The organism is Streptomyces sp. NPDC033165, from assembly GCF_055577965.1.
In genome coordinates this window covers 383,316-402,629 of the sequence record NZ_JBVIPK010000007.1, presented here as the reverse complement: position 1 = coordinate 402,629, position 19,314 = coordinate 383,316, and the positions used below count along the sequence as shown (strand labels likewise).

9 protein-coding genes are annotated in these 19,314 nt (G+C 71.8%); 6 read left to right on the top strand and 3 right to left on the bottom strand.

What is annotated here, in order from left to right; translation table 11 throughout:
• Positions 1 to 121: 121 nt before the first annotated feature.
• Together ACZ5WC_RS19815 and ACZ5WC_RS19810 are read right to left on the bottom strand one after the other, a co-directional pair.
• On the bottom strand, positions 122 to 703 hold the full coding sequence (locus tag ACZ5WC_RS19815) for a fasciclin domain-containing protein (protein WP_468542006.1): 582 nt from the start codon (positions 701 to 703) through the stop codon (positions 122 to 124).
• 335 nt (positions 704 to 1,038) lie between these two features.
• On the bottom strand, positions 1,039 to 1,572 hold the full coding sequence (locus ACZ5WC_RS19810) for a DUF4383 domain-containing protein (RefSeq protein WP_468542005.1): 534 nt from the start codon (positions 1,570 to 1,572) through the stop codon (positions 1,039 to 1,041).
• 116 nt (positions 1,573 to 1,688) lie between these two features.
• Between ACZ5WC_RS19810 and ACZ5WC_RS19805 the strand changes: the two genes are divergently transcribed.
• A complete protein-coding gene (locus ACZ5WC_RS19805) occupies positions 1,689 to 2,663 on the top strand; it encodes a MerR family transcriptional regulator (protein ID WP_468542004.1) in 975 nt (324 codons plus the stop codon).
• Positions 2,664 to 2,697: 34 nt separating this feature from the next.
• On the opposite strand, the gene ACZ5WC_RS19800 is transcribed toward ACZ5WC_RS19805, so the two are convergent.
• Entirely contained in the window at positions 2,698 to 3,912 is a 1,215-nt protein-coding gene (locus ACZ5WC_RS19800) for a cysteine desulfurase-like protein (protein ID WP_468542003.1), read from the bottom strand.
• Between the two features lie 585 nt (positions 3,913 to 4,497).
• On the opposite strand from ACZ5WC_RS19800, the gene ACZ5WC_RS19795 reads away from it, so the two are divergent.
• Genes ACZ5WC_RS19795 through ACZ5WC_RS19775 form a run of 5 tightly spaced genes read left to right on the top strand, consistent with a single transcriptional unit; the run spans position 4,498 to position 19,311 of the window.
• Positions 4,498 to 5,442: a sterol desaturase family protein gene (locus tag ACZ5WC_RS19795; protein ID WP_468542002.1), complete on the top strand. Its 945-nt coding sequence runs from the start codon at positions 4,498 to 4,500 to the stop codon at positions 5,440 to 5,442.
• A gap of 43 nt (positions 5,443 to 5,485) precedes the next feature.
• Positions 5,486 to 14,881, top strand: coding sequence for a non-ribosomal peptide synthetase/type I polyketide synthase (locus ACZ5WC_RS19790; protein ID WP_468542001.1), 9,396 nt, complete (start codon positions 5,486 to 5,488; stop codon positions 14,879 to 14,881).
• Positions 14,871 to 16,550, top strand: a complete 1,680-nt coding sequence (locus ACZ5WC_RS19785; protein ID WP_468542000.1) for a phytoene desaturase family protein — start codon at positions 14,871 to 14,873, stop codon at positions 16,548 to 16,550. Before ACZ5WC_RS19790 ends, ACZ5WC_RS19785 begins: the two co-directional genes overlap by 11 nt.
• Positions 16,550 to 18,259: a phytoene desaturase family protein gene (locus ACZ5WC_RS19780; RefSeq protein ID WP_468541999.1), complete on the top strand. Its 1,710-nt coding sequence runs from the start codon at positions 16,550 to 16,552 to the stop codon at positions 18,257 to 18,259. The genes ACZ5WC_RS19785 and ACZ5WC_RS19780 overlap by 1 nt, the downstream gene beginning before the upstream one ends.
• Positions 18,256 to 19,311 carry an MDR family NADP-dependent oxidoreductase gene (locus tag ACZ5WC_RS19775; RefSeq protein ID WP_468541998.1) on the top strand — a complete coding sequence of 352 codons (1,056 nt, stop codon included), beginning with the start codon at positions 18,256 to 18,258 and terminating at the stop codon, positions 19,309 to 19,311. Before ACZ5WC_RS19780 ends, ACZ5WC_RS19775 begins: the two co-directional genes overlap by 4 nt.
• The last annotated feature ends 3 nt before the right edge of the window (positions 19,312 to 19,314 follow it).

Here is a 19,314-nt window from a genome sequence, read left to right as displayed (position 1 = left end):
CCCTCAGCGTATAGAACCCCGACCCAGCGGCCGTGCCCGGACCGGCACGCGAACCGTCAGGCGATTCGGGCACGGGGGTCGGCGGGGGATCCGCCGTGGGCGGTCGGCGGCGCCCCGGCCGTCACGACGACGGCGGCATGAGCACCGTGTCGACCAGGTTGACCGTGGCGTTGGCCGTCGGCACATCGCCGCAGACGATCTTCGAGGTGTCGTTCACCGTGAATTCGGTGCCGGAGCCCTTCGTGGTGAGGTCGCTCCCCTCCAGTGTCTCGAAGGTGCCGTCCTCCATCTGCTGGGTCGTGACCTTCTCGCCCACCACGTGGTACGTCAGCACCTTGGTGAGCTCGGCCTTGTCGTTGAGGAGCGCCTCCAGATCCGCCTGCGGGATCTTGTCGAAGGCGGCGTTGGTCGGCGCGAACACCGTGATGTCCTTCGCGTTGTTGAGGGTGTCGACCAGACCCGCCTTCTCCACCGCGCTGACGAGGGTGGAGAGTTCGGGGTTGTTGGACGCGGCGGTTGCGACCGGGTCCTTCGCCATGCCCTCCAGGCTGCCCGCGCCCTCGGCGGGCACGGACGAGCAGGCGGGGCCGTACGGCTCGGCGGGAGTCACGGCCTGGGCCTGCGGAGCGAAGAACGCCAGAGAGGCGGGAAGGGCGAGTGCCGCGGCGGCCGCCGCAGTGCGCTGCAGACGGTTGATCGTCATGATGTCTCCTCCGGCGAGTGGGGATGGTCTTCTCCGTCACCACCACGCTGCCGCGCAACGGTTCGCTTCGCCCGTCGCGTCGTTTCTGCGTCGATCCGCCTCGCCGGGGCCAGCGGAATGACATGCCTGCCCGTTCAGTGGCAGCGTAGGGAGGCGGCCGGGCCGAGCGGGCCGCGAACAGCACAGGGATGGAGGCGGGGACCCGCGCCGGGTTCGGGGCCCGTGGGCTGGTCCGCGTCCTCGGACTGGTCGCCTTCGGCGTGTTCTCCTGGGTGAACGCCCGCTGTCGCAAGGCCTGGACTCGCACGGCCCGGGGCTCGCCCCGCCCGGCACGTTCACCGACCGAGAGGCCCGCGCACCGCCGCACTCCTGCGGGCGGCGGCGGCGGCCTCAGCCTCGCGGTCCGCCTGCTCCGGGTGGCGGTGACGCCAGTACGGGTTGTCGTGCGGCAGGCCGCCGGTCACCCTCCCGTACATCCCGAACGTGAGGATCAGCAGCCCCATAACGAAACTGAAGACCACATTCGGCATGCCGAAGTCCAGGATGTTCGCGGACCGGTCCAGGACGAAGAGGTGCGCGAAGCCGCTCAGCAGGAAGAGCGAGCCGATCGTCATGTTCAGCGTGGACGCGGCGTTGCCCCCCACCGCGGCCCCGCCGATCAGCAGCACGCCGACGACCACCGAGATCATGCTCAGCAGGCCGTTGGTCGACAGTCCGGCGATGCGGTCGCCACTGGTGTCGAAGAAGCTCAGCCGCTGCGCGAAGCCGAGGACGCCGAAGACGAGAAGGATGGTGCCGCAGAGGCCCGCACCGATCCGGTACACGGTCGCCAGCCGGTGATCGACGGGGAGTTCGTCGCTCAGTTTCATGGCCGTCTCCTTTCACTCCTGCTGCTCTCGGCCGGTCGTCCTCAGCGAACAGCGCGGCGCGGCACCGGGCAACACGCGTCGCTTTTGCGTCGTATGGTGGATTTATGGACCCAGTGATGAGCCCCGTGACGGGCCCGGCGCGCGAGTCGGCGCCGGAAGTCCCGGCCGACGGAGGGCTGACCACCGGCGCGGTGGCCCGTCTCCTGGGCGTCGCGCCGACCACACTGCGCTCGTGGGACCGTCGCTACGGCATCGGCCCGGCGGCCCGGGAGGACGGCAGGCACCGGCGCTGGACCGGGGCGGACATCGCCGCTCTGCGGACCATGTGCCGTCTGACGAGCGCGGGCCTGCCACCGGCCGAGGCCGCCCGCACCGTCCTGGCCGGAACCTCCCGCGACGCGCCCGTGCCACCGTCCGGGCGCGCCTCCCGGGCCTCCGGACCGCTTGCGCTCGGCCGGGCCCGCCGGGAGTGCCGCGGGCTGGCCCGGGCGGCGGTCCGACTGGACGCGCCGGCCATGGACGAGCTGCTCATGGCGGTGCTGGACCGCTACGGACTGCCGGCCGCGTGGGACGAGGTGATGATGCCGGTGCTGCACGCGGTGGGCCGCAAGTGGGAGACCGCGGGGGAGCGGTACATCGAAGTCGAGCACCTGCTGTCATGGCATGTCTCCGGCGCGCTGCGCGCGTTCTCGGCCGCGCGGCCCCCCGCACCCGGCGCGGGCGTCTCCCTACTGGCCTGCCTGCCCGGCGAGACCCATACGCTGGCCCTGGAGGCACTCGCCGCCACCCTCGCCCGCCAGGCCGTGCCGGTTCGTATGTTCGGCGCCTCCCTGCCCGCCGGGGCGCTGGAAGAGGCGGTACGGCGCACCGGCCCCGTGGCGGTGGTGCTCTGGGCGCAGTCCCGCGGTACGGCGAACCGCTCGCTCGTGGCACGGGTGGGGGCGATCGAGTGGGGCGTACGGGGAGCGCGCAGGCGGCCCGTCGTCGTGGTGGCCGGACCCGGCTGGACCGGGGAGCCGCCGCCGGGGGTGCGCTGTCCGGCCAGGCTGGCCGACGCGGTGGACGTACTGGCCACGCTCCGCGCGCGGTGACCGGGTCCGTCGTATCTGCCGTATACGCCCGCCGTCACCGCAGGAAGTCCGACAGCCCCGTCAGAAGTCGCTCCACGTCGTCCGTGTCGTTGTACGCGCACAGCCCGACGCGCAGGCCGCCGCTGTCACCGAGCCCCAGGTGGCGGGAGGCCTCCAGGGCGTAGAAGGATCCGGCGGGTGCGTGCACTCCGGAGCGGGCGAGGGTGCGGTAGGCGTCCGCCGCGTCCCGGCCCTCGAAGGTGAGCAGCAGGGTGGGGGTGCGGTCCACGGCCCGGGAGTGCAGCGTCACCCCGTCCAGTTCGCGCACCGCCTTCTCGATGCTCATCCGCAGAGCCGTCTCGTGGGCGTCGATCGCCGCGTACGCCGACCGCAGCCGCTCGCGGCGGCCGACGCCGACACCGGCGTCCGCGTCGGTGCCCAGGCCTGCGAGGAAGTCCACCGCCGCCCGGGTGCCCGCCATCGACTCGTAGGGCAGAGTGCCGAGTTCGAAGCGCTCCGGTACGGCGTCGGTGGACGGTGCAAGCTTGTCCGGGCGCAGGGTGTCGAGCAGTTCGGGCCGGGCGGCGAGCACCCCGTGATGGGGGCCGAAGAACTTGTACGGGGAGCAGACGAAGAAGTCCGCGCCCAGCCGCTCCACATCGACCGTGTGGTGCGCGGCGAGATGGACCCCGTCCACGTACAGCAGCGCGCCGGCCCGGTGGACGAGTCCGGCGATGGCCGGGACGTCGGGCCGGGTGCCGATGAGGTTGGACGCGCCGGTCACCGCGACCAGCCGGGTCCGTTCGGTGATCTGCGCGCCGACGGACTCCGGGGACAGCTCGCCGGTCGCCGGGTCGAAATCGGCCCACCGCACCACGGCCCCCGCCCGTTCGGCCGCCCGCACCCACGGGCGGATGTTGGCATCGTGATCCAGCCGGCTGACCACCACCTCGTCCCCCGGGCGCCAGGACCCGGCCAGGGTGCGCGAGAAGTCGTAGGTGAGCTGGGTGGCGCTGCGGCCGAACACGACCCCGCCCGGGTCCGTGCCCAGCAGATCCGCCATCGCCTGCCGGAACCCGAGGACGATCTCCTCCGCGTTCACCTCCCCGGGCAGGGCCGTGCCCCGGATCGACAGGGGGCGGCTCATGGCCTCGCCGATCGCGGCGATGACGGAGGCGGGAGTCTGGGTGCCGCCCGGTCCGTCGAAGTGCGCCGTACCGGACCGCAGGGCGGGGAACTGCGCGCGCACCGCGCCGACGTCGTACGACAAGGAGACTCCTCGTTTCGCTGAGGTGCTGCCGGTTGTACTGCCGGGCTGCGCTACCGGTTTCGCTGTCGGATTCCGCTGCCGGGTCCGCCGTGATCATCGCAGGAGGTGTCCCCGAGCGGAAGGAGTGGGGTCGCTTGAGGCGCTTTCGGGTGCGGCTTCCGCGCGGGCGCACCGCCCCCCACCCGAACGCACGCCAGAGCGTGGGGCATCGGGTACCGGCGCATCGGAATACGCCGTCTTTCGGTGTGGCGATGATCCTATGAAAAAATTGCTCGCACAAATGCACTCGCCTCGGTTGTGCGATTCTCCCCGCATTCTTGCCGCGGATAAAAGTGCCGCGCAATTTCTGCGAGCCGGTCGTGATTAAAGCCGTGGAAACGGGAAATAGATGATCTGGGCTGATGGGATCGGGGGCATCGGTTCACGCCGCGGCCGAATGTGATCGGGGCCGGGTGTCCGGAAGTCGCCGGCGCGGGGGCCATGGCCGCCACCCGGGTTTCCTGTTCTCGTCAGGCTGCTCTGGCCTGCGCTGATGCGATGCGATGAGTCTCTCTCCCCGGCACTGTCACTTGTGGAGGGTCACGGATGGACGAGCGCGAACGCTCCGCCGATGGCGAAATCTGTTCGGCCGGCTTTTCGGTCGGGCGGAAGGGGAGGGTCGGTAATTCACCTATGCGGTTCCTTCGCGCCGTCGCCTACCCGATTCTCCTCCTCTCGGTCGTGTCCGTGAGTGCAGCCGCATTGTGGCTGAAATGGGACCCCGCGTGGGTCGGTTCGCTTTTCCTGATCGGGGTCATCGCCTATCTGGCCCTCCTGGAGCGGCTGATTCCTTATGACCGGAACTGGCACCCAGGAAAGGACGAATGGCGCTGGTACGGCATCTACTTCCTGCTCACCATGGCCGGAAGCGGTCTGGCGCAACTGCTGGTGGCGCTGGCCGTCGGCCTGATCGCGCCGGAGGAGCCGGCCCGTCACCTCTGGGTCGAGATCCCGGGCGCGCTCCTGGCCGGATCGCTCGTCAGCTACGCGGTGCACCGGCTGGGCCACCGCAGCGCACTGCTCTGGCGGCTGCACGGGGTGCATCACGTGCCGGAGAAGGTCAATGTCGCCAACAACGGCGTCAACCACGTGCTGGACATCGTCCTGGCCCAGAGCCTCGTCCAGCTGACCCTGGCCCTCGTCGGATTCTCCCGCCCCGCGGTGCTGGTGGTCGGTCTCTTCGTCGTCGCACAGGGCTACTTCGTCCACGCCAACATCGAGGTCCGCATCGGACCGCTCAACCATCTGCTGGCCAGCCCCGAGCAGCACCGACTGCACCACAGCACCGATCTGTCCGAAGCCGGCCACTACGGCTCCGACCTGTCGTGCTGGGACCACCTCTTCGGCAGCTTCACCTGGCATGCCGGCCGCGAACCCGCCGCTGTCGGTCTCCACGACCCCACGGCCTTCCCCGGCACCGGCGAGATCCTGGCCGCTCTCCTGCACCCCTGGCGGCACCGCCGACCCGAACCGGGCCCCCGGCCGAAGTGACCGCCAACCCTCGACGTTCCACCGCGACTTGAGGAGTCAACACATGGCCGACGCGAACAACCGGGCGTTACGCGACAAGGTGGCGATCATCGGAATGGGCTGCCGACTGCCCGGCAGCGCCTCGGACCACCGCACGTTCTGGCAGAACCTGACGGCGGGCAAGGACTGCATCACGCCCACCCCGCCCGACCGGTACGACGTCGCCACGCTCGGCAGCCGGTTCCGCGACAAGCCCGGACGCCTCGTCGGCGGCCGCGGCGGATACATCGACGGATTCGACGAGTTCGACCCCGCGTTCTTCGGTATCAGCCCGCGCGAGGCCGACCATATGGACCCCCAGCAGCGCAAGCTGCTCGAAGTGGCCTGGGACGCCCTGGAGGACGGCGGCCAGCGGCCCGCCGACCTCGCGGGCGGCAACGTCGCCGTCTACGTCGGCGCGTTCACCCTGGACTACAAGATCCTCCAGTTCGCCGACCTGGGCTTCACCTCGCTGGCCGCCCACACCGCGACCGGCACCATGATGACGATGGTGTCGAACCGCATCTCGTACTGCTTCGACTTCCGCGGCCCCAGCCTGTCCATCGACACCGCGTGCAGCTCCTCCCTGGTGGCCGTGCACCTGGCGTGCCAGGCGCTGAAGAGTGGTGAGAGCGACCTCGCGCTGGCCGGCGGCGCCCTGCTTCACATGGCCCCGCAGTACACCGTCGCCGAGACCAAGGGGGGCTTCCTGTCGCCCGCAGGCCGCTCTCGTACGTTCGACGCGGCTGCCGACGGCTATGTGCGGGCCGAGGGTGTCGGACTGGTCGCGCTGAAGCGGCTGGAGGACGCCGTACGGGACGGGGACCGGATCCACGCGGTGATCCTCGGCAGCGGCGTCAACCAGGACGGCCACACCAACGGCATCACCGTGCCCAACGCCGACGCCCAGGTGGACCTCATCCGCCGGGTCTGCGCCGAGGCGGGCATCACCCCCGGAGACCTCCAGTACATGGAGGCGCACGGCACCTCGACCCCCGTCGGCGACCCGATCGAGGCGAACGCCCTGGCCCGCGCGCTGGCCATCGGACGGGCCCCGGGCGCCCGCGCCTACGTCGGCTCGGTCAAGACGAACATCGGCCACACCGAATCCGCCGCCGGGATCGCCGGACTGATCAAGACCGCCCTGTGCCTCGAACACCGGCAGATCCCGGCCCACATCAACCTGGAGAACCTCAACCCCGCCATCGACCCGGCCACCCTGCCGTACGAGATCCCCACCCGGCCCGTCCCCTGGCCGGCGCACGAGGGCCCCGCCCGCGCCGGGGTGAACTCCTTCGGGTTCGGCGGCACCAACGCCCATGTGGTGCTGGAGGAGGCCCCGCCGCCCCCGCCGGACACCCGCCGGGCCGATCCCGCCGGACGCGGCTGGAGCATCCTGCCGCTGAGCGCCCGGCAGCCGGACGCCCTCACCGCGATGGCGACCGGCATCCGCGGCGAACTGGCCGGGGAGAACGGCCCGGAGGTGGCCCTCCCCGACCTCGGCCACACCCTCGCCCACCGCCGCCAGCACCTTCCCGAGCGGCTCTGTGTCGTCTACTCCTCCCGCGCCTCCCTCGACGAGGCGCTGGCCGCCCACGAGCGGGGCGAGCCCCACCCCCGGGTCGTCCGGGGGCGGGCACGCGAGTCGGGCGAGCGGCGGACGGTCTGGGTCTTCACCGGAATGGGTCCGCAGTGGTGGGGCATGGGACGCCAACTACTGCGCGAGGAACCGGTCTTCCGTGACGCGCTCCTCCAGTGCGACTGTGCGGTCGCCGAGTTCGCCGACTGGTCACTGATCGGGGAGCTGACCGCCGACGAATCCGCCTCCCGGATGGACGAGACCTGGCTCGCGCAGCCCGCGAACTTCGCCGTGCAGGTCGCGCTGGCCGCCCTGTGGCGGTCCTACGGGGTGCGCCCGGACGCCGTCGTCGGCCACAGCACCGGCGAGATCGCCGCGTTCCACGAAGCGGGTGTCTACTCCCTGCGGGACGCGGCCAGGATCGCCGTGCACCGCAGCAGGCTCCAGCAGACCCTGTCGGGCACGGGCACCATGCTCGCCGTGAGCCTGTCCGAGGACGAGGCGGAGCGCCGGGTGCGCCCGTACAGCGACCGGGTCTCCATCGCCGCCGTCAACAGCCCCACCTCGATCACCCTGGCCGGGGACGAGGCGACGCTCACCCTGCTGGCCGGGGAACTGCGAGCCGAGCAGCAGTTCGCCAAGTTCCTCACCGTGCAAGTGCCCTACCACAGCGTCGGCATGGAGCTCATCAAGGACGAACTGCTCACGGAGCTCGCCGCCCTGGAGCCACGCCCCGCACAGGTGCCGCTCTACCTGACGGGAGTTGAAGGCACGGCCCGCGGCGATGAGCTGGACGCCGCCTACTGGTGGAAGAACGTCCGCGACCGGGTGCGCTTCCGGGCCGCCGTGGACCGCGTCGCCGCCGACGGCCACCAGGTCTTCCTGGAGATCGGACCGCACCCCGTGCTCGGCCACGCGATCCGGGAATGCCTGGACGCCACCGGTGCGACCGGAGTCACCCTGCCTTCGATCCGCCGCCGGGAGAACGAGCCCGAACGCTTCGCCGCCTCCCTCGCCGCGCTCCACAACCTGGGCGCCGCCATCGACTGGGACGCGCTCCAGCCCACCGGACGCCCGGTCACCCTGCCCCGCCACCCCTTCCGGCGCGACCGCCACTGGACCGAGCCCCGGCCGGTCGCCCAGGTCCGCCTCGGCCACCAGGACCACCCGCTCCTCGGCCGCCGTACCGACCGCACCGAACCGACCTGGCAGGCCCGCCTCGACACCGAGGCCCTGCCCTACCTCGCCGACCACCGTATCCAGGACACCGTCGTCTTCCCCGCCGCGGGCTACCTGGAGATGGCGGCCCAGGCCGTCCGACGGCTCACCGGAGGCGCCACCGCCGTCCTCACCGGCATCGACCTCCGCAAGGCGCTCTTCCTGCCCGACGGAGAGGACCGGACCGTGGAGGTCTCCCTCTCCCTGGAGAACGCCGCATTCACCGTCGCCTCGGCCGCCGGTGACGACGGAGAGCGGGCGGTCCACGCGAGCGGCGTCGTCCGCACCGGGCAGCGCCGCAGGACCGGACCGCCCCTCGACGCCGCCGCGGTCCGCTCCCGTACCGTCCGGCGACTCGAAGGCCCCGACTGCTACACCGCACTGGCCGCCCTCGGCTACCACTACGGCCCCGCCTTCCGGGCCGTCGAGGAGGTCTGGATCGGCAGGGGCGAAGTCCTGGCCCGCATCCGTCCGCCCCGGGCCATCGGCGACGCCGCCGCGGACCACCACCTCCATCCCGTGCTGCTCGACGCCTGCTTCCAGACGCTGCTCACCCCGCAGATCCTGGAAGGGCCCGCACCGGGCAAGGGCATCAGGCTGCCGCTCTCCCTCGACGAGGTAGCCATCGACCCCGTCGGCGACCAGCCGTTCTGGGCGCACGCCACCCTGCTGACCGGCGACGCGGACACCACCCTCGGGGACATCGCCCTCTACGCCGACGACGGCACGCCGCTCGGCCGCGTCCACGGCTTCCGCGCCGGTGACGTCGAGAAGGCCGCGACCGCGGTCGCCCGCACCACGATCGACTCCTGGCTCGCGGAACCGGCCTGGACCGACTGCCCGCCGCTGCCCGAGGACGACGACGTACGGAGTGAACCCTCCGGGCCCGCCGCGGCCGCCCGCGACCACGGCTGGCTGGTCCTCGCCGACAACGGGGGAGTGGCGGACGCCTTCGCCGAGCTCGCCGCCGCCCGGGGCGAACGCTGCCTGCTGGTGCGCCGGGGCGCCGCGTACACCGGCTCCGGCGACGGCGACACCTATACCGTCGACCCCGCATCCGACAGCGGCCTGGAGCGCCTCCTCGCCGATGTGGAGCGCGAGGGCCGACCCTTTCGCGGGGCGGTCCTGCACCTGTGGAACCTCGACCGGCCCGCCCTCGCGGACTGCGACCGGAAAGCCCTCGTGGACCACACCGGCGCGGGCGCCTACTCCTTGGTCGCCCTGGCCCGGACCCTGCTCGCCCGGGGCTCCGGCAGCCGCCTGCACATCGTCACCCGGGGCGCCCAGCCCGCCCTGCCCGGCGAGGCCGTCGAACCCCTCGGGGCACCCGCCTGGGGCGTCGGCCGCGTCCTACGGCACCAGGAACTCACCGACCGGCCGGGCAAGTTGATCGACCTCGACCCCCGGCGGGAACCGGGCCCGGACGGCGACCGCGCCGAGGCCGAAGCGCTCCTGAGCGAGGCGCTGGCCGAGGACGAGGAGGAGATCGCCCTGCGCGACGGCCGCCGCCGCACCAGCCGCCTGCGCCCTGCCGACGGCCTGACCCGGCCCCTGCCGCCGCGCCTGCGGGAGTACGGCAGCTACCTGGTGACCGGCGCGTACGGCGCGCTCGGACGGCTGCTGTGCCGCACGCTGGTGCGGCGGGGGGCCCGCAGGCTGATCCTGGTCGGCCGCACCCCCGTACCGCCCCGGGAGAAGTGGGCCGCCACCGACCCCGCCACCGCCGAGGGCCGGGTCGTGGCCCTGCTGCGCGAACTGGAGGCCCTCGGCGCGCAGACCGTCCCGGCCCGCCTCGACATCACCGACGAGGACGCCCTGACCGGCTGGCTCGACGCCCACCGAGCCAGTGGCGCGCCACCCGTGCGCGGGGTGTTCCACCTCGCGGGCCAGGTCCGCGACACCCTCGTCACCGAACTCGACCGGCCCGCCTTCGACGCCGTCCACGACCCCAAGACCGTCGGCGCCTACCTCCTGCACCGGCACCTGCGGCACGAACCCCTCGAACACTTCGTGCTCTTCGCCTCGGTCGCCTCCCTGCTGACCACGGCGGGCCAGACCAACTACGCCGCCGGAAACGCCTTCCTGGACGCCCTGGCTCACCACCGCCGCGCGCTGGGCCTGCCCGCGCTCAGCCTGGACTGGGGCCCCTGGGCCACCGGCATGATCGAGGAACTCGGCCTCGTCGACCATTACTTGCACAGCCGCGGCATGAGCTCGCTCTCCCCGGAAGCGGGCATGGCCGTCCTCGAACGCGTCATCGGCCAGGACCACGCCCAACTGGTCGTCGCCACCGTCGTCGACTGGCCCGCCTTCCTCGCCTGGTACCCTTCCCCGCCCCCGCTCGTCGCCGACCTCGCCGCGGCCGCCGCCCCGCCGCCGGACCCGGCGTCCGGCAACGGATTCCTCGACGCCTTCCGCCAAGCCGACGAGAAGACCCGCCGCACGCTGGTGACCGAGAGGTTCGCCGCGCTCTGCGCCACCGTGCTCCGCACCGGTACGGACCGCGTCGACCCCGCCACCGGCCTCGGTGAACTCGGGCTCGACTCGCTGCTCGCCATGGAGCTACGGGCCCGGATCCACGCCGAACTCGGCGTCTCCCTGCCCGTGGTCGCCCTCCTCAGCGGCACCCCGGCGGGCGAGCTCGCCGCCCGGCTCCACGACGGCCTCACCGCCCTGGCCGCCACCGACACCCCCGACAAAACGGCCCGTGCCGTCGAACTCCACCAGGACGAACGGCAGTACCCGCTGACGCAGAACCAGAAAGCGCTCTGGTTCCTCAAGCACCTCAACCCCGAAGGGTACGCCTACAACATCGGCGGAGCCGTCGAGGTGAACGTGGCCCTCGAACCGGACCTGATGTTCGAGGCCGTCCGCCGCCTCATCGTCCGGCACCCCGCGCTGCGCACCAACTTCCTGCTGGAGGACGGGCACGCCGTGCAGCGGGTCTCCCCGGACGTCGTACCGGACCTCGGTCTCTTCGACGTCCAGGGGCAGGACTGGGAGACCATCCACGCGACGATCGTCGCCGAATACCGCAAGCCCTACGACCTCGCACGCGACCCGCTGGTCCGCTTCCGCCTCTTCAAGCGGGCACCCGACCGCTGGGTCATCATGAAGGCCGTCCACCACATCGTCTCCGACGCCATCTCCACGTTCACCTTCATCGAGGAACTCTTCGCCGTGTACGAGGCGCTGCGCGAGGGCAGGCAGCCCGAACTGCCCCCGGTGCAGGCCCGCTACCTCGACTTCCTCAACCAGCAGAACGCGTTCCTGGCCGGGCCGGAAGCCGCGGGCATGCTCGACTACTGGCGCTCCCACCTGCCGGCCGAGGTCCCGCTCCTGGACCTTCCCGTCGACAAGCCGCGCCCCGCCGTCCAGACCCACAACGGGGCCTCGGAGTTCTTCGTCCTCGACGCCCAGCTCAGCACCCGCGTCCACGCCCTGGCCCGGGCGCACGGCGTCACCCCGTTCATGGTGCTGCTGAGCGCCTACTACCTCCTCCTGCACCGCTACTCCGGGCAGGACCACATCGTCGTCGGCAGCCCCGTGACAGGCCGCACCCGGCAGGACTTCTCCTCCGTCTACGGGTACTTCGTCAACCCGCTGCCACTGCACGCCGACCTGTCGGACGACCCCACCATCGCCGAACTGCTGCAACAGGTCCGCAGGACCGTACTGGGCGGGCTGGACAACCAGGAGTACCCTTTCGTCCTCCTCGTCGAGGAGCTGGGACTCCAGCACGATCCCAGCCGCTCGGCCGTGTTCCAGGCGATGTTCATCCTCCTCACCCACAAGGTGGCCACCGAGCAGTACGGCTACCGCCTGGAGTACATCGAACTTCCGGAGGAAGAGGGGCAGTTCGACATAACGCTGTCCGCCTACGAGGACGAGGCGGAGGGACGCTTCCACTGCGTCTTCAAGTACAACACCGACCTCTTCCTCCCGGCGACGATGCGCCGCATGGCCGCCCACTACACCCGCCTCCTGGACCGGATGACCCGTGCCCCCGGCGAACAGCCCGCATCCCGGCTGGAGATGCTCGGCGAACGCGAGCGGCACCGGCTCGTCACCGAATGGAGCCGCCCGGCCCTGCCGCCCGCCGAGGACCGGGGAGAGCGGTTCACCCCGGTTCACGAGCTGATCGGGCGCGCCGCCGCCGAGCACCCCACCGCCGTCGCCCTGGTCACGCCCTCCCCGTACGGCGACGCCCACCGGCTCAGCTACGCGGAGCTGGAGCGGCGGGCCACCGGGACCGCCGCCCGGCTGCGCACCCTCGGCGTCGGGCACGGCTCCGTCGTCGTGCTGTGCCTGGACAAGTCGCCGGACCTGATCGTCACCCTGCTCGCCGTGCTCAGGACCGGAGCCGCCTACCTCCCGCTCCGGCCCGGTCTGCCCGCCGGTCGGCTCGCGTCCCTCGTCCACGACAGCGGCGCCGCCCTCGTCGTCGTCGCCGACGAGGACGGGCGGGAGGGCACCGCGGCGCTGCCGGTCATCACGGTGACCCTCGACGCCCTGCACGCGACCGAGCCGCACCCGGACGGCCCCCGGCGGACCATCGCCCCGGACTCGACGGCGTACGTCATCACCACCTCCGGGTCCACCGGCCGCCCCAAGGCCGTCCGCGTCAGCCACCGCAACCTCGCCTCCGCCCAAGCCGCCTGGCGCGCGGAGTACCGGCTGGAGAGGGACGTCCGCGTGCACCTCCAGATGGCCGACCCCTCGTTCGACGTCTTCACCGGCGACCTGGTCCGCGCCCTGTGCTCGGGCGGCACTCTCGTACTGGTCGACCGCGACCTGCTCTTCGACACGACACGCCTCTACCGGACGATGCGTCAGGAACGAGTCGACTGCGCGGAGTTCGTGCCCGCCGTGGTGCGCGGGCTGATGGACCACTGCGACCGGGAAGGGCTGCGGCTGGACTTCCTGCGGCTGCTGGTGGTCGGCTCGGACGCCTGGAACGTGGCGGAGTACCGGCGCCTCGGGGAGCTGTGCGGCCCCGGCACCCGCCTCGTCAACTCCTACGGGCTCACCGAAGCCACCATCGACAGCGCGTACTTCGAAGGACCCGTGGACGACCTGGAGCCCGGCGCGATGGTCCCGATCGGCCGGCCCATGCCCCACAGCACCCTCCACGTCCTCGACGCCCACGGCGAACCCGTCCCGCCCGGCGTTCCCGGGGAGCTCTGGATCGGCGGCGAAGGCGTCGCGCTCGGCTACGCCGGAGACCCCGAGCAGACCGAGGAGCGCTTCGTCACCCGCACCCTCGGCCGGGCCGCGGACGCCCGTCCCCAACGGCTCTACCGGACCGGCGACACCGCCCGCTGGGACGCACAGGGCCGGGTGCACCTGCTCGGCCGGACCGACGGGCAGGTCAAGCTGCGCGGCCACCGCGTCGAGATCGGCGAGATCGAGGCCCACCTCGCGCAGTGGCCCCCACTCGCCCGCGCCGTCGTCACCGTCACCACGGACGCCGGGGGAGAGGCAGCCCTCTGCGCCTACTGCGTACCGGCCGCCGGAGCGGCGCTGGACACCCGGGCCCTGCGCCGCCACCTGGCGCGCTCCCTGCCCTCGTACATGATCCCCTCGCACTACGTCGAGCTGCCCGAGCTGCCGCTCACGCCCAGCGGCAAGGTCGACACCGCCGCCCTGCCCGCCCCCCGTCCCCATGGAGGGGAACGGCCCCACGAGGAGCCCGCCACGCTGTACGAGGTCAGCCTCGCCCGGCACTGGAGGAATCTCCTCGGGATCGAACAGATCGGCCTGGAGGACGACTTCTTCGAGCTCGGCGGCAGCTCCGTCAAGCTCATCGAGCTGCTCCACCATCTGCGCACGGAGTTCGGCGTCGGTGTCCCCGTCAGCAGGCTGTACCAGGTCACCACCCTGCACGGCATGGCCGCCACGGTGGCCGACGTCCTGCACAGCACCACCGCCGAGGAACTGCCCAGCCTGACCTTCAACGCCGGAGGGGCCCGCGAGCTCTTCTGCTTCCCGCCCGCCGGCGGCCACGGACTGGTCTACCGGGGCCTGGCGGGACAGCTCCCCGAGTACACCCTCATCGGCTTCAACTACCTTCCGGGCGACGACAAGGTGGCCCGCTACGCCGACCTGATCGAGGCCGCCCGGCCCGACGGCCCCTGCCTGCTCCTCGGCTACTCCCTCGGCGGCAACCTGGCCTTCGAGACGGCCCGGGAACTGGAGCGGCGCGGCCGCGAGGTCGCCCATGTGGTCATCATCGACTCCCGCCGCATCCTGGAGGCCTACGAACCGGACGAGGACGGCATCGCTGTCTTCGAGGCGGAGCTGGCCGGTCATCTGCGCAAGCACACCGGTTCCGACGCCGTCGCCGCCGAGACGCTCGCCCACGCCGCCGACTACCTCGCCTTCTGCGGGCGCACCCCCAACACCGGCACGGTCGACGCCGCCGTCAGTGTCATCACCGACCAGGAGAAGGCCGCCCTCTACGCCGCGGGCGAGCACGGCACCTGGCACGGCAGCTCCACCGGAGTCACCGCCGTACTGCGCGGCTCCGGCGTCCACGCCGACATGCTCGACCCCAAACACCTGCCCCGCAACGCCGCGTTGGTGCGCTCGGTCCTGACGGGGGGCGCCGCGCATGGTGGATGACGACGGCACCGACTGGACCACCCGGGAGCGCGCCCCCGGCACCCCGCCCCGCGTCATCGTGATCGGCGCCGGCGTGGCCGGACTCTCCACCGGCTGCTACGGCCAGATGAGCGGAGCCAGGACCCGCGTGTTCGAGAAGCACGTGCTGCCCGGCGGCTGCTGCACCGCCTGGTCGCGCGAGGGCTATCTCTTCGACTACTGCATCGAATGGCTCATCGGTACCGCCCCGGGCAACGACGCCCACCGGGTGTGGAGCGAACTCGGCGCCCTCGACGGCAAGACCGTCACCAACTTCGACCTGTTCAACAAGGTCGAGGACGAGCACGGCCGGTCGGTGACGTTCTACAACGACCCCGACCGCCTGGAGGCCCACCTCCTGGAGATCTCGCCCGCCGACGCCCCCCTGATCCGGGCCTTCACCCGCGATCTGCGGCGGTTCATCGGCATCGAGCTGTACCCGTTCCTCACCGCGCCCGCCCTGCGGACCGTACGGGAGCGGGCGCAGACCCTGCGGACCGTCCTCCCCGCCTTCCGGCTGTTCTGGCGGACCGCCGCCACCCCGATGCACGTCTTCGCCGACCGGTTTCAGGACCCGCTGCTGCGACGGGCCTTCCGCAACATCTTCTTCCAGGACCCGGAGGGCTTCCCGCTGCTGCCCTACCTCTTCAACATGGCCGCCGCCCACCACGGCAACGCGGGCTTCCCGCAAGGAGGTTCGCTCGGCCTCGCCCGCTCCATCGAGGAGCGCTACCGAAGCCTGGGCGGGAACATCGCCTACCGGGCCCGCACGGAACGCGTCCTGGTCGAGAACGACCGCGCGATCGGCATCGAACTCCGGGGCGGCAGAAGGTATTTCGCCGAGCACGTGGTCTCCGCCTGCGACGGCCACACCACCGTCTACGGGCTGCTCGGCGGGCGCTACACCGGCCCCCGCATCGACCGGCTCTACACCGACCTCCTGCACCGCCCCGGCACGCTCTTCCCCGCCGTCGTCTCCGCCTTCGTCGGTCTGCGCGGCGATCTGGCGCCCGACGAGGCCCACAGCACCACGCACCTCCTCACCGACGAGGACGCGGACCGCCTCCCCGGCGCCCTCCAGAGCAGCCTGGTCCTCCAGGCCCGCTCCCGCTACTCCGGCGGATTCGCGCCCCCCGGCCACTCCGTCCTGCACTGCACCTACTTCAGCGACTTCGCCCACTGGAAGGACCTGCGTACGAGGAACCGCAAGGAGTACCGGCGGCGGAAACGCGAAGTCGCCGACTTCGTCGGGGACTTCCTGGAGCGCCGCACCCCCGGCATCGCGGACCGGATCGACGTCGTCGAGGTGGCGACCCCCGCCACGACCCACCGCTACACCGGCAATCTCAAAGGCTCCATCCTCGCCTGGAAGGCGTTCTCCGAGGCCGACGACGTCTCGTCCCGGCTGGTCGGCAAGGACCGCATGCGGCTGCCCGGCCTCAGCGGCTTCTCCATGGCCGGACAGTGGGCGGGCATGGGCGGACTGATCCGCGCGGCAGCCACCGGCCGCTTCGCCGTCCAGTACCTGTGTCGCGAACTGGGCCTGGAATTCAGGGCCTGGGAGAGCAAGGGAGCCGAACCCTGGCACCCGGCGAAGCTGGGCCACCTGCCCCAGCTCGACCGCTGGTCCGCACGGGAGGACCGCACCTGATGACCACCGAGCACAGCGGCCCCCGACGCCCACGGGAGACGATGATCATCATCGGTGCGGGCCTCGGCGGTCTGTCCACCGGCGTCTACGCGCAGCTGAACGGCTACCGCAGCCACATCCTGGAGATGCACGAGATCCCCGGCGGCTGCTGCACCGCCTGGGAACGCGGCGGCTTCACCCTGGACGCCTGCGTCAGCTGGCTCCTCGGCAGCGGCCCCGGCAACGAGATGCACCAGATCTGGCTGGAGCTGGGAGCCCTCCAGGGCAAGGAGATCCGCCACTTCGACGTGTTCAACATCGTGCGCGGGCGGGACGGCAGGGCCGTCCACTTCTACTCCGACCCGGACCGCCTCGAAGCCCACCTCATCGCACTGTCACCCGCCGACGCCCGGCTCGTACGGAAGTTCTGCGCCCGACTGCGCAGCTTCCGCCGAGCCCTGGCGGTCTACCCGTTCCTCAAACCCGTCGGTCTCATGGGCCGTGCGGAGCGCTGGCGGATGCTCGCCTCGTTCGCCCCTTACTTCAACGCCGTCCGCACCACGATCACCGTCCTGATGAGCGACTTCTCGGCGAGGTTCAAGGACCCGCTCCTGCGCGAGGCGTTCAACTTCATCCTGTACGAGCAGCACCCGGCCTTCCCCGTCCTGCCGTTCCACTTCCAGCTCGCCTCGCACGCCAACCTCTCCGCGGGCGTACCCGAAGGCGGCTCCCTCGGCCTGGCCCGGTCGATCGAGGCCCGCTACCGCCGGCTCGGCGGCGAGGTCTCGTACAACGCGAAAGTCGACACGGTCATCGTGGAGGACGACCGCGCGGTGGGCGTCCGGCTCAGCGACGGCAGCGAACTGCGCGCAGACATCGTCGTATCGGCCTGCGACGGCTACACCACGACGATGAAGTTCCTGAAGGGCGCATACCTCGGAGAGGACTACCGCAAGCTCTACACGCGCACCATCCACGAACCCGGCATGATCTTCCCCGGCTACTTCACCCTCTTCCTCGGCCTCTCCCGGCCCTTCCCCGAAGGGGACCCCTGCACCACCTACCTCCTCGACGAGGAGACCGCCGCCGAGCTCACCGGAATCCGCCACCCCAGCATCAACGTCCAGTTCCGCAGCCGCCATTACCCCGAGCTGTCCCCGGACGGCACCACCGTCGTCTACGCCACCTACTTCTGCGACATCGCCCCCTGGCGGGCCCTGGACGAGGGCCCGGAGCAGGTCACCCGCAGCCGCGGCGGCCAGGAGCTGCACACCCTTCCCGTACGGCACGGGCGCGGCTACTACGCGGCGAAACGACAGGCCCGCGAAGCCCTCGTCGGCTTCCTGGAAGAGCGTTTCCCCGGCCTGCGGGACGCCATCGTCGTCCGCGACGTCTCCAGCCCCCTCACCCAGGTCCGCTACACCGGCAACCACGACGGGACCGTCCTCGGCTGGCAGCCGTTCGTCGAGAGCGGCGAGACCCTCGAAGAGCTGGTCAAGAAGCACGGCCCCGGCCTCCCCGGCCTGCGCGACTTCTACCAGTCCGGCGTCTGGGCCACCACCGGCGGGCTCATCCGGGCCGCGGCCGCCGGACGCCACGTCATGCAGTTCGTCTGCCGCGACGACGGAAAACCCTTCACCGCGTCGGTCGACCGCACCGCTCCGCCGCCGACCCACCGCGTCATCCCCGTGCCCGTACGCTCCGCCGCGCAGCCGGAAAGGACGCCATGAAGATCGCGAAATGGGTGGTCCGCGAGCACGTCGAGGGCGTGCCCGACGTGGACCGCGTCTACGAGAAGGTCGTCGAGGACGTCGAAGTGACCCTGGCCCCCGAGGAGATGCTCCTGCGCACGCTGTACGTCTCGGTCGACCCCTACCTCCAGGGCATCGCCCTCGACACCCCGATCGGCCACCACATGGGCGCCGACTCGATCATGGAGGTGGTGGCGGCCGGGCCGCGCGCCGCCCACCGCGTCGGCGACCTCGTCCAGGGCTTCGGCGGCTGGCGCACCCACGTGGTCGGCACCGGAGCGCCCGAGCCCTGGCAGACCGGGACGTTCCCCATGGTCTTCCCGGCGTACCGCAGGCTCGACCCCGGGTGGTACGACGACGCCCTGCCGCTGCCGACCGCCCTCGGCGCGATGGGCGGGCCCGGCATGACCGCCTGGGGGACCCTCTCCAAGTACATGACGGTCAACCCCGGCGACACGTTCGTCGTCAGCGGCGCCTCCGGGGCGGTCGGGGCCCTCGCGGGCCAGCTGGCGGTGCTCGCGGGCGCCCGGGTCATCGGCACCACCTCGTCCCCGCGGAAGGCGGACTACCTCACCGGGCTCGGATTCGACGCGGTCGTCGTCTACCGCCACGGAGACCGGGCCGGCACCGTCCGCGAAGCGCTCGCCAGGGCCGCCCCCGACGGTGTCGACCGCTACTTCGACAACCTCGGCGGCACGGTCACCGACGCGGTGTTCCCCATGCTCAACGTCGGCGCCCAGGTGGCGGTCTGCTGGCAGTGGGCCACCCAGGTCGGTCAGGACGACACCGGCCCCCGGCTGCTGCCGTACCTGATGTTCCCGCGCGCCACCGTCCGCGGGATCTTCTCCCCGGAGTGGTTCACCGAACAGAACTGGAAGGACCTCCACGCCGAGCTGGGCGGCCGGGTCCGACGCGGCGAGGTCGTCTGCGACCACACCCTGCACCACGGATTCGACAACATCCCCGCCGCCTACGGAAGCCTCTACGGCGACCGGGAGGCCAACCGCGGCAAGGTCCTCGTCGCACTCTGACCG

Excerpts from the sequence above, each read along its gene's own strand:
- ACZ5WC_RS19815 (WP_468542006.1), bottom strand. The coding sequence starts at position 703 with ATGACGATCAACCGTCTGCAGCGCACTGCGGCGGCCGCCGCGGCACTC.
- ACZ5WC_RS19810 (WP_468542005.1), bottom strand. The coding sequence starts at position 1,572 with ATGAAACTGAGCGACGAACTCCCCGTCGATCACCGGCTGGCGACCGTG.
- ACZ5WC_RS19805 (WP_468542004.1), top strand. The coding sequence starts at position 1,689 with ATGAGCCCCGTGACGGGCCCGGCGCGCGAGTCGGCGCCGGAAGTCCCG.
- ACZ5WC_RS19795 (WP_468542002.1), top strand. The coding sequence starts at position 4,498 with ATGGACGAGCGCGAACGCTCCGCCGATGGCGAAATCTGTTCGGCCGGC.
- ACZ5WC_RS19790 (WP_468542001.1), top strand. The coding sequence starts at position 5,486 with ATGGCCGACGCGAACAACCGGGCGTTACGCGACAAGGTGGCGATCATC.
- ACZ5WC_RS19785 (WP_468542000.1), top strand. The coding sequence starts at position 14,871 with ATGGTGGATGACGACGGCACCGACTGGACCACCCGGGAGCGCGCCCCC.
- ACZ5WC_RS19780 (WP_468541999.1), top strand. The coding sequence starts at position 16,550 with ATGACCACCGAGCACAGCGGCCCCCGACGCCCACGGGAGACGATGATC.
- ACZ5WC_RS19775 (WP_468541998.1), top strand. The coding sequence starts at position 18,256 with ATGAAGATCGCGAAATGGGTGGTCCGCGAGCACGTCGAGGGCGTGCCC.